Annotated in this window: 10 protein-coding genes; 3 read left to right on the forward strand and 7 right to left on the reverse strand. The window is 43.0% G+C overall.

Annotation, left to right across the window (positions count from 1 at the left end; translation table 11 throughout):
* Positions 1 to 21 precede the first annotated feature (21 nt).
* From recN to ACE38W_RS07410, 5 genes are all read right to left on the reverse strand, one after another.
* Entirely contained in the window at positions 22 to 1,668 is a 1,647-nt protein-coding gene (gene recN, locus ACE38W_RS07390) for a DNA repair protein RecN (RefSeq protein ID WP_375829760.1), read from the reverse strand.
* 107 nt (positions 1,669 to 1,775) lie between these two features.
* Positions 1,776 to 3,263: a tol-pal system YbgF family protein gene (locus ACE38W_RS07395; protein ID WP_375829761.1), complete on the reverse strand. Its 1,488-nt coding sequence runs from the start codon at positions 3,261 to 3,263 to the stop codon at positions 1,776 to 1,778.
* A gap of 4 nt (positions 3,264 to 3,267) precedes the next feature.
* Positions 3,268 to 3,663, reverse strand: a complete 396-nt coding sequence (locus tag ACE38W_RS07400) for a hypothetical protein (RefSeq protein ID WP_375829762.1) — start codon at positions 3,661 to 3,663, stop codon at positions 3,268 to 3,270.
* Between the two features lie 8 nt (positions 3,664 to 3,671).
* The gene (locus ACE38W_RS07405; protein ID WP_375829763.1) at positions 3,672 to 4,424 is read right to left on the reverse strand and encodes a zinc ribbon domain-containing protein; all 753 of its coding nucleotides are present in this window, start codon (positions 4,422 to 4,424) and stop codon (positions 3,672 to 3,674) included.
* A gap of 3 nt (positions 4,425 to 4,427) precedes the next feature.
* Positions 4,428 to 5,522, reverse strand: a complete 1,095-nt coding sequence (locus tag ACE38W_RS07410) for a Nif3-like dinuclear metal center hexameric protein (protein WP_375829764.1) — start codon at positions 5,520 to 5,522, stop codon at positions 4,428 to 4,430.
* 59 nt (positions 5,523 to 5,581) lie between these two features.
* On the opposite strand from ACE38W_RS07410, the gene ACE38W_RS07415 reads away from it, so the two are divergent.
* Complete coding sequence (locus ACE38W_RS07415; RefSeq protein ID WP_375829765.1) at positions 5,582 to 7,078, forward strand: carboxypeptidase M32; 1,497 nt, start codon at positions 5,582 to 5,584, stop codon at positions 7,076 to 7,078.
* A gap of 58 nt (positions 7,079 to 7,136) precedes the next feature.
* Here ACE38W_RS07415 and ACE38W_RS07420 read toward each other — a convergent pair whose 3' ends face one another.
* Positions 7,137 to 7,820, reverse strand: a complete 684-nt coding sequence (locus tag ACE38W_RS07420) for a rhodanese-like domain-containing protein (RefSeq protein WP_375829766.1) — start codon at positions 7,818 to 7,820, stop codon at positions 7,137 to 7,139.
* A gap of 5 nt (positions 7,821 to 7,825) precedes the next feature.
* The gene (locus ACE38W_RS07425) at positions 7,826 to 8,407 is read right to left on the reverse strand and encodes an SAM-dependent methyltransferase (RefSeq protein WP_375829767.1); all 582 of its coding nucleotides are present in this window, start codon (positions 8,405 to 8,407) and stop codon (positions 7,826 to 7,828) included.
* A gap of 148 nt (positions 8,408 to 8,555) precedes the next feature.
* On the opposite strand from ACE38W_RS07425, the gene ACE38W_RS07430 reads away from it, so the two are divergent.
* Positions 8,556 to 13,412, forward strand: a complete 4,857-nt coding sequence (locus tag ACE38W_RS07430; protein ID WP_375829768.1) for a PKD domain-containing protein — start codon at positions 8,556 to 8,558, stop codon at positions 13,410 to 13,412.
* A gap of 114 nt (positions 13,413 to 13,526) precedes the next feature.
* Entirely contained in the window at positions 13,527 to 16,367 is a 2,841-nt protein-coding gene (locus tag ACE38W_RS07435; protein WP_375829769.1) for a PKD domain-containing protein, read from the forward strand.

The following is a 16,367-nucleotide window of genomic DNA, read 5'->3' on the forward strand; positions in this document are numbered from 1 at the left end:
TGAAAAAAGCTATTTGAGTTTTTAACGGACCATTTCCCTTGCATTTTCAAGGGCAGCGGCGGTTGGCTTTTCTCCACTAAGCATCTGCGCGATCTTGTTGATACGTTCATCTAACGTCAGCAGACGTACGCTGGTAGTAACTTTTTCAGCAGCAGCATCTTTATATACAAAGTAATGTGCATCTGCTTTACCTGCAATCTGTGGTTGGTGTGTAATACAGATGATCTGATGTTCTTTTGCCAGATCTTTCAATATGATACCTACCTGTTTTGCAGCTTCTCCGGAGATACCGGTATCAATTTCATCAAATATCAGGGTAGGCAGATGTACTGACTGTGCTACCAGAGATTTCACGCAAAGCATAATACGACTCAACTCACCACCGGAGGCTACTTTACCTACAGGTGCAAAATGATTGCTCTTATTAGCATCAAACAGCAGGTCGATGGTATCATGACCATGTGCATTGAGTTCTCCCTGTACAATATCTACTTTCATGCGGGCATTAGGCATACCTACCTGTGCCAGCAGTTCGTTTACTTTTTTCTCAAAAGGAATAGCAGCTTCTTTTCTAGCTGTGGAGATATTCTCTGCCATCTCTTCCAGCTGGGAACGTAACATTGTCTGCTCCTGTTCCAGTTGTGCCAGCTCTTCATCGAGGTTTAGTACACTGCTAACTTTCTGTTCCAGTCCTGCTTTGATTTCGAGCAGTTCGGCAGTAGTTTGAATGCCATGTTTTTTGAAGAAGCGATACCCCATGGCCATACGCTCGTTCACTTGCTCAATTCTGTTGCCATCATATTGTACCTGATCACCGAGGCGGTCTATATCACTGCTGATGTCCTGCAATTCCACATAAAGTGATTGCATTCTTTCTGCTACTGCTGGTACATCTTTATGGAAAGAAGAGATGGCTGTCAGGGAAGACTGTATTTGCTTCAGTGTTTGAAGGATAGGTTGTTCATCTTCCTTCAGCTGAAAATATACTTTACTGAGTGTGTTCTTGATTTCTTCGGCGTGACTGAGTACTTGTAGCTCAGCGTCCAGGTCTTCGATTTCATTTTCTTTGAAATCTGCTTCTGCCAGTTCATCGAGCAGGAATTTGTTATAGTCCAGTTCTTTGTTGGCGTTATCTCTGTTATCAAAGAGTTCTTTGTATCTGCGTTGTACCTGCAGGTATTGTGTAAACAGCTGCTGATAGGCGCTTAATTGTGCTGGTTTTGCTAATGCGTCTATTACTTCGCGTTGGAAGTCAGCGTTACCTAATTCCAGTGTATCAAACTGCTGATGCAGGTCTACCAGGTATTGTGCGAGTTCATTGAGCTGGGAGATATTAACGGGCGTATCATTGACGAAGGCCCGGGATTTGCCGGCAGCACTGATTTCGCGGCGGATGATCAGCTGATCTTCCACGTCCAGTTCATGTTCCTGCAGGAAGGTGGCAATCTGGCTATTTTTCACCAGGAAAATACCTTCTACGATGCATTTGTCGGTCTTGTTAAACAGCACACCAGGATCGGCTCTTTCGCCTAGTATGAGGGAGAGGGCCCCGAGCAGGATGGATTTACCTGCACCAGTTTCACCGGTAATCACGTTCAGGTTACCTGAGAAATCTACTTCCAGGTGATCAATAATGGCGTAATTCTTAATGATTAATCGCTGTAACATAAGTCAGGATAATAAAAAATGCGCTGTAAAAGTCGTGATATTCTCTGTAAGAAAGTTGACAAAACTTATCTCTCAGGTTAAAAAATCATTCGACGGACACTCCCGGATCAGGAACCGCTCACACGCTGTAATCCTGCTTTTGCCCTTGCATCCAGGGAGTTTTTATAATCGTGGCCTTTCATATCCAGGCACTGTTGGTAACACTGGATTGCTTTGGCTTTTTCGTTTCTTTTTTCGTAGATATATCCCATTTGCAGAGATGCCCTTGCTGCATAATATTCCGGCCTGTTGGCCCCTACTTTCACGGTGGCATCATACATCTGGATCGCTTTATCGTCCTGTCCTATTTCGTCATAGATACGGCCAAGCCTATACGCGTATTCCAGTTTTTCAGATATATCAGTAAAATCTGTTGATTTTTTGGTGAGGATTAATTTCAATGCATCATTAAAATAACCTCCATCACTTAACAATCTTATTTTCAGGAGGAATGGATTAGGCCATTTACCACCTTTAGCTTCTTTCAGGGCTTGTTTGTCTGCATCTGTTTCCAGTCCGCCCTTATCAAAGATCATCTGCCTGTATTTATTAGCAGCAGCCTGGTTACCTTCTAAATAATAAAACCAGCTGAGTCTTTGCAAACATTCTTTCAGGTAAAACTTCCCTTTGAAATTATTGACAAACTTCTCTAAGTAAATATGAGCATCTGAATCCAAACGCGTCAGTTTCAACAAGCCATATACGTAGTTATAATACTGAATATCGGCATATTCCTTACCTTCATTTCTCTCTTGTAATACCTTAATACCTGTAGCGGCCTTTTGGTTATTCAGGGCCAGATTGGCTACCATGAGCGCAAAGAGGTAATTATTCTTTGTATCCAGCTGTTTACGTTGTAAAAACGCCCAGGTATCTTCTGGTTTATTTACAACGAACAAGGTCAGATAGCAGTAATAATAGTAAGATTCTTCACGTAGCAATTTAGCTTCTGGCGCATTGCTTTCCACAAAAGCATTCACATTGTTCATTCCTTCTTTGATACTGCCTTTCATGCCCAGGACATTGGTAATCCATTTATATCCTTCAGGAATAGTTCCAAACACTGTTTGCATGGATCCCAGCAACAACCGGTTAGGGATGAAGTTGGGAAATTTACGCTGGTTATCTTTCAGCATCATGTATGCTTTTCTGACTTCCCAGGTGGCATCCCATTTTTCTCCGAACTTCACTTTGATCATGGCCCAGTGAAACTTAATAGCTGCCTGTGTATACAGGTAGTAGGGAGAATCTTCCGAACCTTCGTCCATTTTGTCCAGTCTGAAGCTTCTGTTACCACGCTTATTAGCATATTCCGCAGGATCTTCATTAAAGAACAGTGGGAAAAAATCTGCATAATCATCCAGAAAATAGGGTATCAGGTTATCTGGATTTTCTTTCTTTTCTTCTTCCAGGATAGCTTTCCCTTCGTTCAACTTGAGCTGCATGATAGCATCATAGGCCTGTTCGCACCTGCTATTAAAGTCATAAACTTTCTGCCGGGCACTAACGCTAAGGCCTATACTAAGTATCAAGAGTAATGAAACAACAATACGCATATCATCAAAGTTCCTTAAAACCAATCAAACAATTTACAATTCCTAAAGTTGCCTCATTGCATCCAATTTCCTGCCACAAATAAAAAGAACTAATACGCATGGTATCTGCGGAGCTGAACGGTATATGAAAAATGATTGGAAACTCAAGACAGGCCGTGCCTGTACCTCTTCCGGCTTTCATAGTTTCATTTGAAAGAAAGGTGCCTGTTAGCACAGTTCTTATCCAGCCCCCTGCATGCCTTTGCAGCAAAACTAATATTTTTAGTAATATGACGCTAATTTTATTAGCGTTATTTTTTATCAGTGGCAGATGATATGCATATAGGGCATTCTTAGGATGCAACAACGGCAAAAAAAAGCGATCAGGAACAAAGTCCTGATCGCTAAAAAAGTAAACCAAGTTATTTCTTAGATAGTTACGGAAGCTTCCAGATCATTATCCACCAGGATACGACCGCAATGCTCACAAACTATAATCTTTTTGTGCTGACGGATTTCAGCCTGACGCTGAGGAGGAATAGCATTAAAGCAACCACCGCAGGAATCACGAACAATGGTAACCACTGCCAGACCATTACGATAGTTTTTGCGGATCTTCTCATAAGCAGCAAGTAAACGTGGGTCTACCTTCTCACGAGCGGCATCGCTTTCTTTCTCAAATTCTTTCTCTTCTTTATCTGTTTCAGCAATGATTTTTTCCAGCTCGCCTTTCTTATGTTTCAGATTCGCTTCTTTATCACCAATCGCTTTTTTAGCGCTTTCCAGGACGCGGCTCTTATCTTTCACCTCTTCATTGGCATCTTTGATGTGCTTCTCTGCCAATTTGATCTCCAGATTCTGCATCTCCACTTCCTTAGTGATAGCCTCAAACTCACGGTTGTTCTTCACATTGTCCTGCTGCTTCTCATATTTCTTGATCAGCGCTTCAGCTTCTTTAATCGCGGCTTTCTTATTGGCAACGAAATCCTGGATACCCTTGATCTCATTCTCAATGTGTGCCTGACGGGTGTTCAATCCTTCGATCTCATCTTCCAGATCCTTCACCTCAATCGGCAACTCCCCTTTCAGCACCTGGATCTCATCCAACTTGGAATCAATCTTTTGCAATCTGAGTACAGACGCTAATTTTTCTTCAACGGAGTATTCTTTTACGGTAGCCATGTATTATAAATAATTTACCGGGTTTGTTTTAATCGTAGATTTAAGAGGCGCAAAATTACGGAATTTTTCGGTCAATATATGATAAAATAATTCCACTGTAAACTGCTCACTCTCAAAATGTCCTATATCTGCGATAACTATTTGATTATCAGCATCAAAAAATTCGTGATATTTGAAATCTGAGGAGATATACACATCTGCGCCCACACCTATGGCACGCTTTAACAGGAAACTCCCCGCACCTCCACATAAAGCAATCTTTTTCACTGACTTACCTCTCAATGACGTGTATTTCACACAACCTGTACCAAAACGCGCTTTCACCAGCTTCAAAAATACCAGCTCGTCCATCTCCTCCGGCAGCTCTCCTACCAGCCCTGAACCTACTTCATGGTACATATTATCCAACGTTACTATATCATACGCCACCTCTTCATAAGGATGACTACCCAGCAACGCCTGTATCACACGACCTTCCAAATATAACGGAAAAATCACTTCCAACTTCGTTTCTGTCTCAAAATGTCTTTCCCCTACTTTTCCCACATAAGGATCCGTACCTACACCTGCTTTGAAAGTACCCTGCCCCTCACCATTATAGCTACACTCACTGTAATTCCCTATATGCCCGGCCCCGGCCTCAAAAAGGGCGTTTCTCACCTTTTCCGCATCAGCAGCCGGCACAAATGTGTATAGCTTCTTCAGCAGCCCCTTTTTAGGCTGTAATATTCTACAATTCGTCAAACCAAGCCTCGAAGCCATTTCTGCACATACGCCATTACGCACATTGTCCAGGTTCGTATGCGCCGCATAGACTGCCACATCATGCTTGATAGCTTTGATAGCCACCCGCTCCACATAGTTATTGCCATTAATCTTCTTCAACCCACCGAAAACAATAGGATGATGCGCTACCACGAGGTTACACCCCCTGGCTATCGCCTCGTCTATAACTTCCTCCGTGGCATCCAATGTCAGCAATACATTCGTCACCTCCCTGGAGGCATCGCCAAATATCAGCCCAGCATTGTCATAACTCTCCTGATACTGCAAAGGAGCATATTGCTCAATCACCTGGATAATGTCTTTTATCTTCATAAAGCTAAAAATTAATGGTTCTTCTGCTCATAACTTACTTTTGCAAAAAAATATCAGTTATGCCAGGAAGCAAATCTACAGCAGAACAATATGCCGATTATAAACTAAAGATGCAAAAAATTGCAGATGTAAGGAATGCAATCGCCGTATTGGGCTGGGACCAGGAAACCTATCTCCCTGAAAAAGGCGCCGCCTTCCGTGGTCAGCAAATTACCACCCTCAGCTCCATTGCCCACGAACTCTTTACTGCCGAAGATCTCGGCTCGCTGCTGCACCAACTCCAAAACAATCAGGATCTCAACGCGGTTCAGCAAAAAAATATCCTGCTCTCCATAGAAGACTACGATAAAAACAAAAAATATCCAGCTGCTCTGGTAGCCGAAATCTCCGAAGCCACCAACCAGGCCTATCACGCCTGGATCAAAGCACGCAAAGCTAACGATTACCAGATATTTGCACCTGCGCTCACCCGTATGGTGGAACTGAAAAGAAAAGAGGCCGATATCCTTGGTTATGAAGACCATCCATATAACGCCCTCCTCAACGAATACGAGAAAGGCGCCAATACCTCCATGCTGGACACCATTTTTACAGAAGTGAAATCCGCGCTGTCGCCATTACTGGACAAAATCGCTCAGCAACCCGCTGTACGCAGAGATTTCCTCCATCGCAACTATAACAAAGACAAACAATGGAAACTGGGCATCGACATCCTGAAGGAAATGGGATATGACATGAAAGCCGGCCGCCAGGATATTTCCGAGCACCCTTTCACTACCAGTTTTAACCCATTAGACGTTCGCGTTACCACACGCATAGATGAAAATGATTTCAGCAACATGACCTGGAGCTGCATCCATGAAGGAGGTCATGCACTTTACGAACAAGGCCTCCCTTCTGAACAGTATGGCCTTCCTTGTGGTGAAGCCGCCAGTCTGGGTATCCACGAATCACAGTCAAGACTATGGGAAAACAATGTTGGCCGTAGCCTCGACTTCTGGAAATTCCAGTACCCTAAGGTGCAACAACTTTTTACAGAAAACCTCAGCGACGTATCCCTGGAGGAATTCTATCATGCTATCAATCATGTGCAGCCTTCACTAATCAGAACTGAAGCCGATGAACTGACCTATCATTTTCATATCATGATCCGATATGAAATAGAAAAAGGCCTGATAGACGGTAGTATCAGCACCAAAGACCTGAATCATACCTGGAACGAATACTACCGTCAATACCTACACGTAGAAGTGCCAGATGATGCACAAGGCGTTTTACAGGACATTCACTGGTCGCATGGTAGCTTCGGGTACTTCCCAACCTATTCACTAGGCAGCTTCTACGCCGCACAGTTCTTTGCGTCTGCACAGAAACAAGTACCAGAACTTGCCACTGACATAGCTTCCGGCCAGTATCATTCTTTACTGGAATGGTTACGAACCAATGTTCATCCTTTCGGACGTTTCTATACTTCCAATGAATTATGCGAGAAAATCACCGGAAAACCGCTACAGTTCAGCTATTTCCTTGACTACGCTACTAAAAAATTCCTATAAAATAAAGGCTGATCTCTTGTCAAAAGAGATCAGCCTTTTATCTGCATAACTAATAATCTTATTTCAACATCGCTTCCAGGTTATCTTTGCTGGTTACGCCTGTTAATCTTGCCTGCTCTACGCCATCTTTATATACAATAAACGTGGGCAATTCTTTCGCATTAATAGCTTTCATGACATCGGTATCATTACCACCATCTACTTTTACCAGCTTCACGTCTTTTCTTTTTGCCAGCAGATCTTTTAACACCGGCTCCATTTGTCGGCATGGCGGACACCACGCAGCGCCTACATCCGTTAATACCCAGCCTTTCACTTTAACCTGTTGATTATAATCATCCATGGTCAGTTGAGCAGCTTTCACAGCGACGTCTTCTACCGGCAAACCGCTTTGTTTCCAGGCGTTGATGCCGCCCTCCAGCTCTACCACTTTGGTAAAGCCATTTTCACGCATCCATTTAGCGGCACCAGCACTTCTGCCACCACCTAAACAATATACGTATACCGGCTTTTGTTTATCCAGATATTTAGCTCTTTCATAAAACTCTGGTTTCTGTGTAAAATCGGCCTGTAAAGCATTTGGAAGATGACCAGTTTTATATTCTGCTGCGGTTCTAACGTCAAAAACCTGCACACCTTTTTGCTTGATATCATTGGCAAAAGCAGTTGCATTTTCTTTATCCTGTGCCTGTGCTGCAAAACCTGCACACAGAACGGCAACTGCAATAATTATTTTCTTCATAAGCATTATTTCCTGATAAAATTAATAAAAACCTCATTCCCTTGCCTTGCCGGATGTGAATTATAGCAAGGTTCTATGACCTTTAATTCAAAATACGGCGAGAATAATTCTTCATATTCTGTAACATTACCTCCAAATGGCGGGCCATCATGCGCAAAAGACCTGTTAAACAATACGCCTGCCAGCTTGCCTTCTGGTCTTATAATCTCGTGCATATGCTGTACATAATCAATCCTCAGCAATGGGTCCAATGCACAGAAAAATGTTTGCTCCAACACAAGATCATAAGTTTCCTGGTGTGCAAAAAAATCCCCTTCCAATACACGGATACCTGTGGCAGAAAAACGCTCCTTTAGTTGTTCAGTAACTACTGCCGCAATGTCGAGCACTGTAATATTCTTAAACCCGTTTTCCCAAAGATAACCGGCCTCATAGCTGTTACCTCCACCAGGAATGAGTATACGCAATTCTTTATCTGTTAACTGATCTGCATAGGCTTTCAGTGGTGGCGACACCATTCCCATATCCCATTGGGTTTGATGATGCTGATAACGTTCGTTCCAATATTTTTCATCTAATAACTGCATCTGGCTAAGATAACTAATTTACGCGCTAACATTAAATTTCTAAGAATTCTGCTATTATACTGCATAAAATATAGGCTGATGTTATAATTTAAATACTATTTTTATAGATTATTATAGATGAATCAGCCCTGTACAGGGCACCTATGCCATGACTAACCTTACCTATACCTTTCGTAAAGCCATATCCGTATTTGTCATTTTGTTGTTTAGTATCAATAAGATATATGCACAGAATGTTACAATAAAAGCAGATAATATCAGTGGATGTTCACCAATGCTCGTGAGCTTCACCGCCACACCTGATGCTGGATATACCAGCTACGAATGGGACTTTGACCAGGGTTCTACCGTCAACAATCTTTTATCTCCGCAAAAAACATTCAATGCGCCGAAAACTTACCATGTGAAGTTTACAGCGGTATATCCATCCGGACCAGTTGTTAAAACTCTGGACATAGTGGTACACGATAACCCTAAGGCAGTTGCAACTGGTGGAGTTACAGATATTTGCCAACATGGTGCTTTGTCATTCACAGATAATAGTAGTACTTCCGATGGAACTATACAATCTGTTTCCTGGGATTTTGGCGACGGTACATTTGTAAATGGCGCACAAGGTGCTACTGTGAGCCATACATTTAATTATGAAGGCTCCTACAATGTTGGAACTATTGTTACCAACAGCTGGGGATGCCGTAGTAACAGCACTCCTATAGCCGTTACCGTTAGGGCTGCTCAGCAACCCACCTTCACCGCAGTGAAAACAGGTAGTTGTACCTCTCCATTCGACGCAACGTTTATTAATACTACCATTGATCCTAATAAAATTTATACATATACCTTCGACTACGGTGACGGCACTACTGGCTCATCTCCCCAACATACCTACAACGCCCCTGGAACGTATACAGTGTCATTGACAGCCTACAATGGAACCTGCCAGGCCACCACTACAAAAAAAGATTATATCACCGTAGGTGGACTCAAAGCATCATTTGATTATCATGCCTGTCTTGGTGAAGACGTAATTTTCACGAACACCACCAAACCTACACCCACCTCTTCTATCTGGTCATTTGATGACGGTACTGTTCAACGTACAGATAATGCAGTAAAACAAATTACTACGCAAGGTTCCTATGTAACGTTATCGGTTACACTGGATGGATGTACAGATGTTATTTCAGTGCCTGTAAAACTTAATCCACTTCCTACAGATAAAGGTATTGCCAACCCAGACAAGCAATGTGCAGTGCCAGTAACAACTCAGTTTACAATACAAAATAGTAATGCGGTAACATGGCTATGGAGCTTTGGCGATGGTACTACTTCTACGGTATCTAATCCCACGCATACCTTTACAGAAAATAAAAATTATCCGGTAACATTAACCGCAACTTCTGCAGAAGGCTGTAGTATAACAACCAACGTCAAAGCGGATTATTCTCTGCCAGACCTTGCATTCAGCCAGGATGTAATGCAGGGATGTATTCCTTTACTGGTAAATTTTGCAGTAATAAACGGACCCGTTACGAGTGATCCTTTCATTAAGTACGAATGGGATTTTGGAGATGGTGCTACCGGCACGGGAGCCTCTATTGCACATACTTTTACAACTGAAGGAGTTCATACAATTACCTTAACAGGCACCACACTTAGTGGATGTAAATCCACCAGTACAAGGTTTGTTAGGTCAGGCTTTAAACCTGTGGTAGACTTTACCGCCACTCCGCTGGTTGCTTGCGCGAAAGACTCGATATGGTTTACAAATAAATCTAAGCCGCAAGGTCAGGAGTGGTTGTGGGAATTCGTAACTGATAATGCAGATCCACGAAACCCTGGTTCACAATTCTCCACTGACGAGAATCCTATACACGTGTTCCACAATTTCGGATTGCAAACCATTACCTTAACAGTTACGAACTTTGGCTGTACTGATTCTCTTACTAAGTATAACTATATCAGTATTAATCCGCCGATCGCAGAATGGGCTACAGCTGTAGATTGTAGCAATAATCTCTATAGACTTTTTTCAGATAGTACACGATGGGGAAATGATCCTACACTCCCTAAAAATTACTCCTGGGATTTTGGAGATAAAACGCCAGGCAGCACTATTCCTAGTCCTGATCATACCTATGCACAGCAAGGTATTTACGAAGTATCGCTAACAGTAAATAATGGGGCTTGCGATAATACCTACAAGCAAAAGATTTTCGTTGTTACGCAGTTACCAACAATCAAAAGTCTCAGCAGTTCCGTTTGTGTCGGCGCGGATTATTCCGTAAATGTAAACGTCACAGATCCTACGCTGGAAGCAGGTTTTACTATTAATTGGGGAGATGGAAATATAGAAGGGTTCAGCACATGGAATACGAATTATAATCATCATTATACTACGCCAGGTCAATATAAAGTACAATTAACGGCGACAGATCAGAATAATTGTGTTCGTCTTTCTAATATTGAAGACATCACTATCAATGGCCCTATTCCTAAATTTACTATAAGCGGAAAGCCTTGCAGGAACGAAGATATCACCTTCACCGATCAATCTACTACCAATAGTGGTAATCAGCTTGCAAAATGGGTATGGAATTTCGGTGACTACAGTCCAGAAGAAACAAAAACTGCCTCACCAGCAGATACCAAACATAAATATGTGAATGATGGCTATTACCAGGTAACCCTTACTGTTACTGATAAATACAACTGTACCGTTATTGCCATCCAAAACTATCAGCTGGATGTGCACAGTGCAGACTTTGTGCTGGCAACGCCTGAGCCTTGTCTTAACCAGGACAATCAATACTATAATTCGTCCACGAATGCAAACAGCTACCAGTGGGACTTTGGAGATGGCACTAACAGTACGGCTGCCAATCCCGTGAAAGCATATACGACAACTGGTAATTATACAGTGCAACTGATTACAACCACAATAAATGGTTGTAAGGATACTGCCGAGCATACATTACGTGTTCCAGATCCTAAGGCCGATTTCACAATGCCGGCAACGTTGCTGCCTTGTCCACCGGCCAAGGTGGAATTCACCAATAACAGTACAGACTATGTTACCAGTAAGTGGGATTTTGGAGATGGATCATTTACTGCCAATAACAATCCAGATGGTCATAACTACACAAGACCAGGAACCTACAATATCACGCTGACAGTATATACCAGTGGTGGATGCAGCAATAACGTTGCACATTCGTTGAAGGTGGATGGCCCCGATGGCACACTCACTTTTAATCCTAACCATGGTTGTGCGCCACTGGATATTGTTATGAGTGCCAGTGCTACAAAAACTGTTAGCTATGCCTGGGATTTTGATGATGGTGTGGTGGAAAAAACGACTGTAGCTACATCTCCGCTACATACTTATCAAAACAAAGGAATCTTCTATCCTCGTGTTATCCTCACAGATGATAAAGGTTGCGCAGTACCTGCTATATCTACAGATAGAGTTGTGGTAGACAAAGCAGTGGCGGATTTTGATATAGATAATTCAGCCGCTTGCGGTGGTGGACAAGTGTTATTTCTCAACAAATCTAATACGCTTACACAAGATTCACTTGCTTTACCATACAGTAGCAGCTGGGATTTTGGAAGAACAGGCCAACCTAATAACACCAGCATCAGCAAAAACGGTGTGTTTAATTATCCATCGCCTGGTATGAGCACAGTAAAACTGCTCGTCACCAGTGCTTATGGTTGTACCGCTACTGTTGATAAAACAGTCACCATTCCTACACAGGCCCATGCTACTGTTAGTAATGTTGCTGACATTTGCCAATATAGCACCACTACTATCACAGGCAGTGAAACCGTAGGAGTGCCGGGGGCTAAATGGCAGTGGAACATTGCGCCAGACATTAAAAGCAATAGTATCAACCCAATCAATTACACTGGTAATACAAACGGCATAATGCCTATCAGCCTGACGATAACGAATGCTGACGGAAGCTGCCCTAGTGTTGCAAATAGTCAGATCACAGTTCATGCATCACCATCACTGGCGCCAACACCAGACCAGGTGAATATCTGTCGTGGCAATGCCTTGCAATTGCTTGCCAACACAGATGCTGATGCTACCGTTACCTGGACAAACTATAACATTAATGACATTAAAAGTAAAACGCCGCTCATCACACCAGATATCGACACAATGTACACAGTATTAGCAGTTAACCCTTACGGCTGTACGAATTCAAAATCATTGCGTTTTACAGTTACACAACCTTTCATTGTAACCACCAGCAATTATTCCATTTGTTATGGTACGGGCACTTTCCTGCTGGCTTCTGGTGCATACCGGTACCAATGGGCGCCAGCACCTGGATTAAGTAATACCACTATCCCTAATCCACTCGTAAAACCGGAGATCAGTACTGATTATGTGGTGAGTGGTTTTGATAAATACAATTGCTTTGAAGTAAAAGCTACTGCTCATGTTACAGTAAACCCAACACCTACTATCAATGCAGGGCCGGATATTACAGCATCTGCAGGCGCTATTCTGCCGTTGACGGTTACAGGCAGCGAGGATATTACCAAAGTGCTCTGGACGCCGCAGACAGATCTCAGCTGCTTTACCTGCCTGAATCCTACGGCCACACCTAAAAATGATGTTACCTATTATGTGGAAGTGACCAACCAATACGGTTGTAAGGGTACAGACGATATCAGCATCAAACTGATTTGCGATAACTCCAACATCTTCATTCCTAATACCTTCTCTCCTAATAAAGATGGTGTAAATGATATTTTCTATATCCGTGGACGTGGTGTCAGAGAAGTGAAATCACTGAAGATCTTTAACCGTTGGGGCCAACTGGTGTTTGAGCGATATAATTTTAGCCCGGACGATATCACAAAAGGCTGGGACGGTACCTTCAAAGGGCAAATACTTACTCCTGATGTATATGTTTATTTCGCAGAAGTTACCTGCGATAAGGGAGGCGCAGGGTTACTAAAAGGAAACATCACTTTGTTAAGATAATCAATTATTAAATAGATAAATTATTGAAATTCTGTATTATATAGATAAAATAGTGTATTTATTGTTTTTTTAGTTAATTTGTGTGCTGATTTCTATGAAAAACCGCAGCTACCTATGAAATACCATCCGGCAAGATGTTTAATGGCATTATTGTTTCTGTTAATCATGTTAACAGGAGGAAAAGTGCTGGCACAGCAAGCGGGCTTCAATTATACAGCCTCTCCAGTATCCCTCTGCGCTCCGGTAACAATCAGTTTAACAAATACAACAACTGGCTCCCCGGTAATGTATACCTGGGATTTTGGTGATGGACGCACCTCTCATGATGCCAATCCTAGTATTTCCTATACTACCGGTGGTCTCAAAAAGATATCTCTCACCGCTAAATACTATAATGGAGAAAGTACTTATTTCAGGCAGATAACGATTGGAGATATTCCTGCGGTAGATTTCAGTGCAAACATTACCCAAAGTTGTAAGCTATTTACAGCTACTTTCACCGATTTAACTCCTGGGGCACAGTTACGTACATGGGATTTCGGGGATGGTTCTGCACCAGTGCAGTCTACAACGAATACGGTAACACATGCTTACGGCAAAGCAGGTAAATTTAGTATATCCCTTACCGTTACTAACAGTACCGGCTGTACGCAAAAATTAACAAAGTCTGAATACATCAATATATCATTGCCTGATGTTGCAGTAACCAGTCCTATAGGTGGTTGTGTACCATACACGGCTTCTTTTTCTGCCACTGCCACCAATTCGCCTACCGATCCGGTTGCAGGCTACACCTGGAACTTCGGCGACGGTACCATTCAGGCGGGTAATGCCACCATTAATCATACCTACCCACAAACAGGTACTTATGATATCACACTCACCATGACCACTACCAGTGGTTGTACTGTTACTAAATCATTCCCTAAACAGATTCACACAGGTAATCCGCCTTCCAACGTAAGTTTCACCGTATCGCCGACTACTGCATGCGTAGGCGAACCAGTACGCGTACTCGCAGATGCAAAATATGTGGATACCTACAGCTGGGATTTTGGCGATGGCTCCAAACTGGATACCGCCGCCAATGACCTGAAACATAATTTCCAGGCTTCAGGCAATCTGACCGTACAGCTAAGAGCTGGTAGCAACGGATGTTTCACCAGTCCTGTTTCTGCGCCCGTTACCATCACCGGCCCAGTATCATCCTTTAATGCTACCAGATCATGTACCGACAGAACAGCCTTTTCATTTACTAACACTTCTACCAATACTACCGCTACAAGTACCTACGAATGGGACTTTGGAGACAATAGCCCATTAGAAACCACCCAGAATGTTACGCACCAATATGCAACTACGGGCAAATACACGGTACGTTTGACAGTAAAAGATAACAATGGAACCTGTAGCCATAGCAGCTTCCAGACGGTTAACTACTTCCTGCCTGATTTCACTACAGGTGTTAGCGCTATCTGTAGGGGCAGTAAAGCAACCTATGAAGTATTAAATGTGCCACAAGAATTAGTGGCTAGCTATACCTGGCAGTTTGGCGACGGTAGTTCCTATACTACTACGCAGCAGAGCTATGAGAAAACCTTTGCTACGAGTGGCACTTTCGATGACAAACTGATTATTAACTATAAGGATCCCATGTATTGCACCGATGTGGTTACCAAAGTGGCCAACATCCGCATACTGGCCCCAGTAGCAGATTTCAGTCTTAGCGGCGGAGCCTGTGCAGGACAACCAGTAAACTTCAAAAATAATGCTGTTACCTCTCCGAATACACCACTGACCAACTGGCGTTGGGACCTGGGTAATGGTCTTACTTCCACAGCACAAGCACCACCGGCGACAAACTATTCATCCTCTGGTGATTATACCGTGAAGCTCGTGATTACTGATGCAAGAAACTGCATGGATTCTATCACCAAAACCATTACCATCAATCCTTCGCCATTCATTAAAGTAACTGCTACACAAGCTAAAATCTGCGAGGGTAGCGGCACTACGCTCAATGCTATTACAGATGGTAATGTACAATGGCTCACCACTGATTATCTCAGCTGTACTTATTGTACAACACCAACAGCAGCACCGGTTAGTAATACAAGATATAAAGCACTGGCTACTAACGCTTACGGCTGTACGGTATATGACTCAACAGACATTTCTGTAGTACCTAAAGTTACCATGACGGTAACGCCCAATATGAATGTATGCTATGGTAGTTCCGCGAAACTACAAGCTACTGGCGCGCTTTACTACAACTGGACGCCAGTAGACGGGCTTACCAATAATAAGATAGCCGATCCCGTTAGTACGCCTACCGCTGACATTACCTATCAGGTTACTGGCACCAACGATCCGATGTGCCCATACAGTGCACCAGTATCTGTGAAACTTTCTGTAAAACCAGTACCCAGTGTGGAAGCGGGCAAAGACCAGACGGTTGCCGTAGGTTCTACTGTGCGGCTGATTGCCAGTGGTTCTCTGGATGTAGTGAAATGGCAATGGTCTCCTACAGATTATCTCGACTGTCCTACCTGTCCTGCAGTGAGCGCCGCTGTCCGCAAGCCTATGACTTATAGCGTTACAGGCACCAATGCATTCGGCTGCTCAAAAAGTGATGTAGTAAGTGTGGACCTGGTTTGTAAAAGCGATGCCATCTTCATTCCGAACAGCTTTAGTCCTAATGGCGACGGGGTTAATGACATCTTTTATCCACGTGGTAAAGGAATCAGCTTCGTGAAATCGTTCAGAGTCTTCAACCGTTGGGGACAAGAAGTATATCACAGAGAGCAGTTCAACACAGATGATATCAGTAAAGGCTGGGATGGGATGTTTAAAGGAAAGCCGCAATCAGCGGATGTTTACATCTACTTTCTGGAGGCCTACTGCGATACCAATGAATTTATGCAATTAAAAGGCAACGTAACCTTACTCAGATAA

Source organism: Chitinophaga sp. Hz27 (assembly GCF_042263525.1).
Taxonomy (GTDB): domain Bacteria; phylum Bacteroidota; class Bacteroidia; order Chitinophagales; family Chitinophagaceae; genus Chitinophaga.

Bases quoted from the DNA above. Each gene is read 5' to 3' on its own strand.
- ACE38W_RS07410 (WP_375829764.1), bottom strand. From the start codon at position 5,522: ATGAAGATAAAAGACATTATCCAGGTGATTGAGCAATATGCTCCTTTG.
- ACE38W_RS07395 (WP_375829761.1), bottom strand. From the start codon at position 3,263: ATGCGTATTGTTGTTTCATTACTCTTGATACTTAGTATAGGCCTTAGC.
- recN (WP_375829760.1), bottom strand. From the start codon at position 1,668: ATGTTACAGCGATTAATCATTAAGAATTACGCCATTATTGATCACCTG.
- ACE38W_RS07425 (WP_375829767.1), bottom strand. From the start codon at position 8,407: ATGCAGTTATTAGATGAAAAATATTGGAACGAACGTTATCAGCATCAT.
- ACE38W_RS07420 (WP_375829766.1), bottom strand. From the start codon at position 7,820: ATGAAGAAAATAATTATTGCAGTTGCCGTTCTGTGTGCAGGTTTTGCA.
- ACE38W_RS07435 (WP_375829769.1), top strand. From the start codon at position 13,527: ATGAAATACCATCCGGCAAGATGTTTAATGGCATTATTGTTTCTGTTA.
- ACE38W_RS07405 (WP_375829763.1), bottom strand. From the start codon at position 4,424: ATGGCTACCGTAAAAGAATACTCCGTTGAAGAAAAATTAGCGTCTGTA.
- ACE38W_RS07415 (WP_375829765.1), top strand. From the start codon at position 5,582: ATGCCAGGAAGCAAATCTACAGCAGAACAATATGCCGATTATAAACTA.
- ACE38W_RS07430 (WP_375829768.1), top strand. From the start codon at position 8,556: ATGACTAACCTTACCTATACCTTTCGTAAAGCCATATCCGTATTTGTC.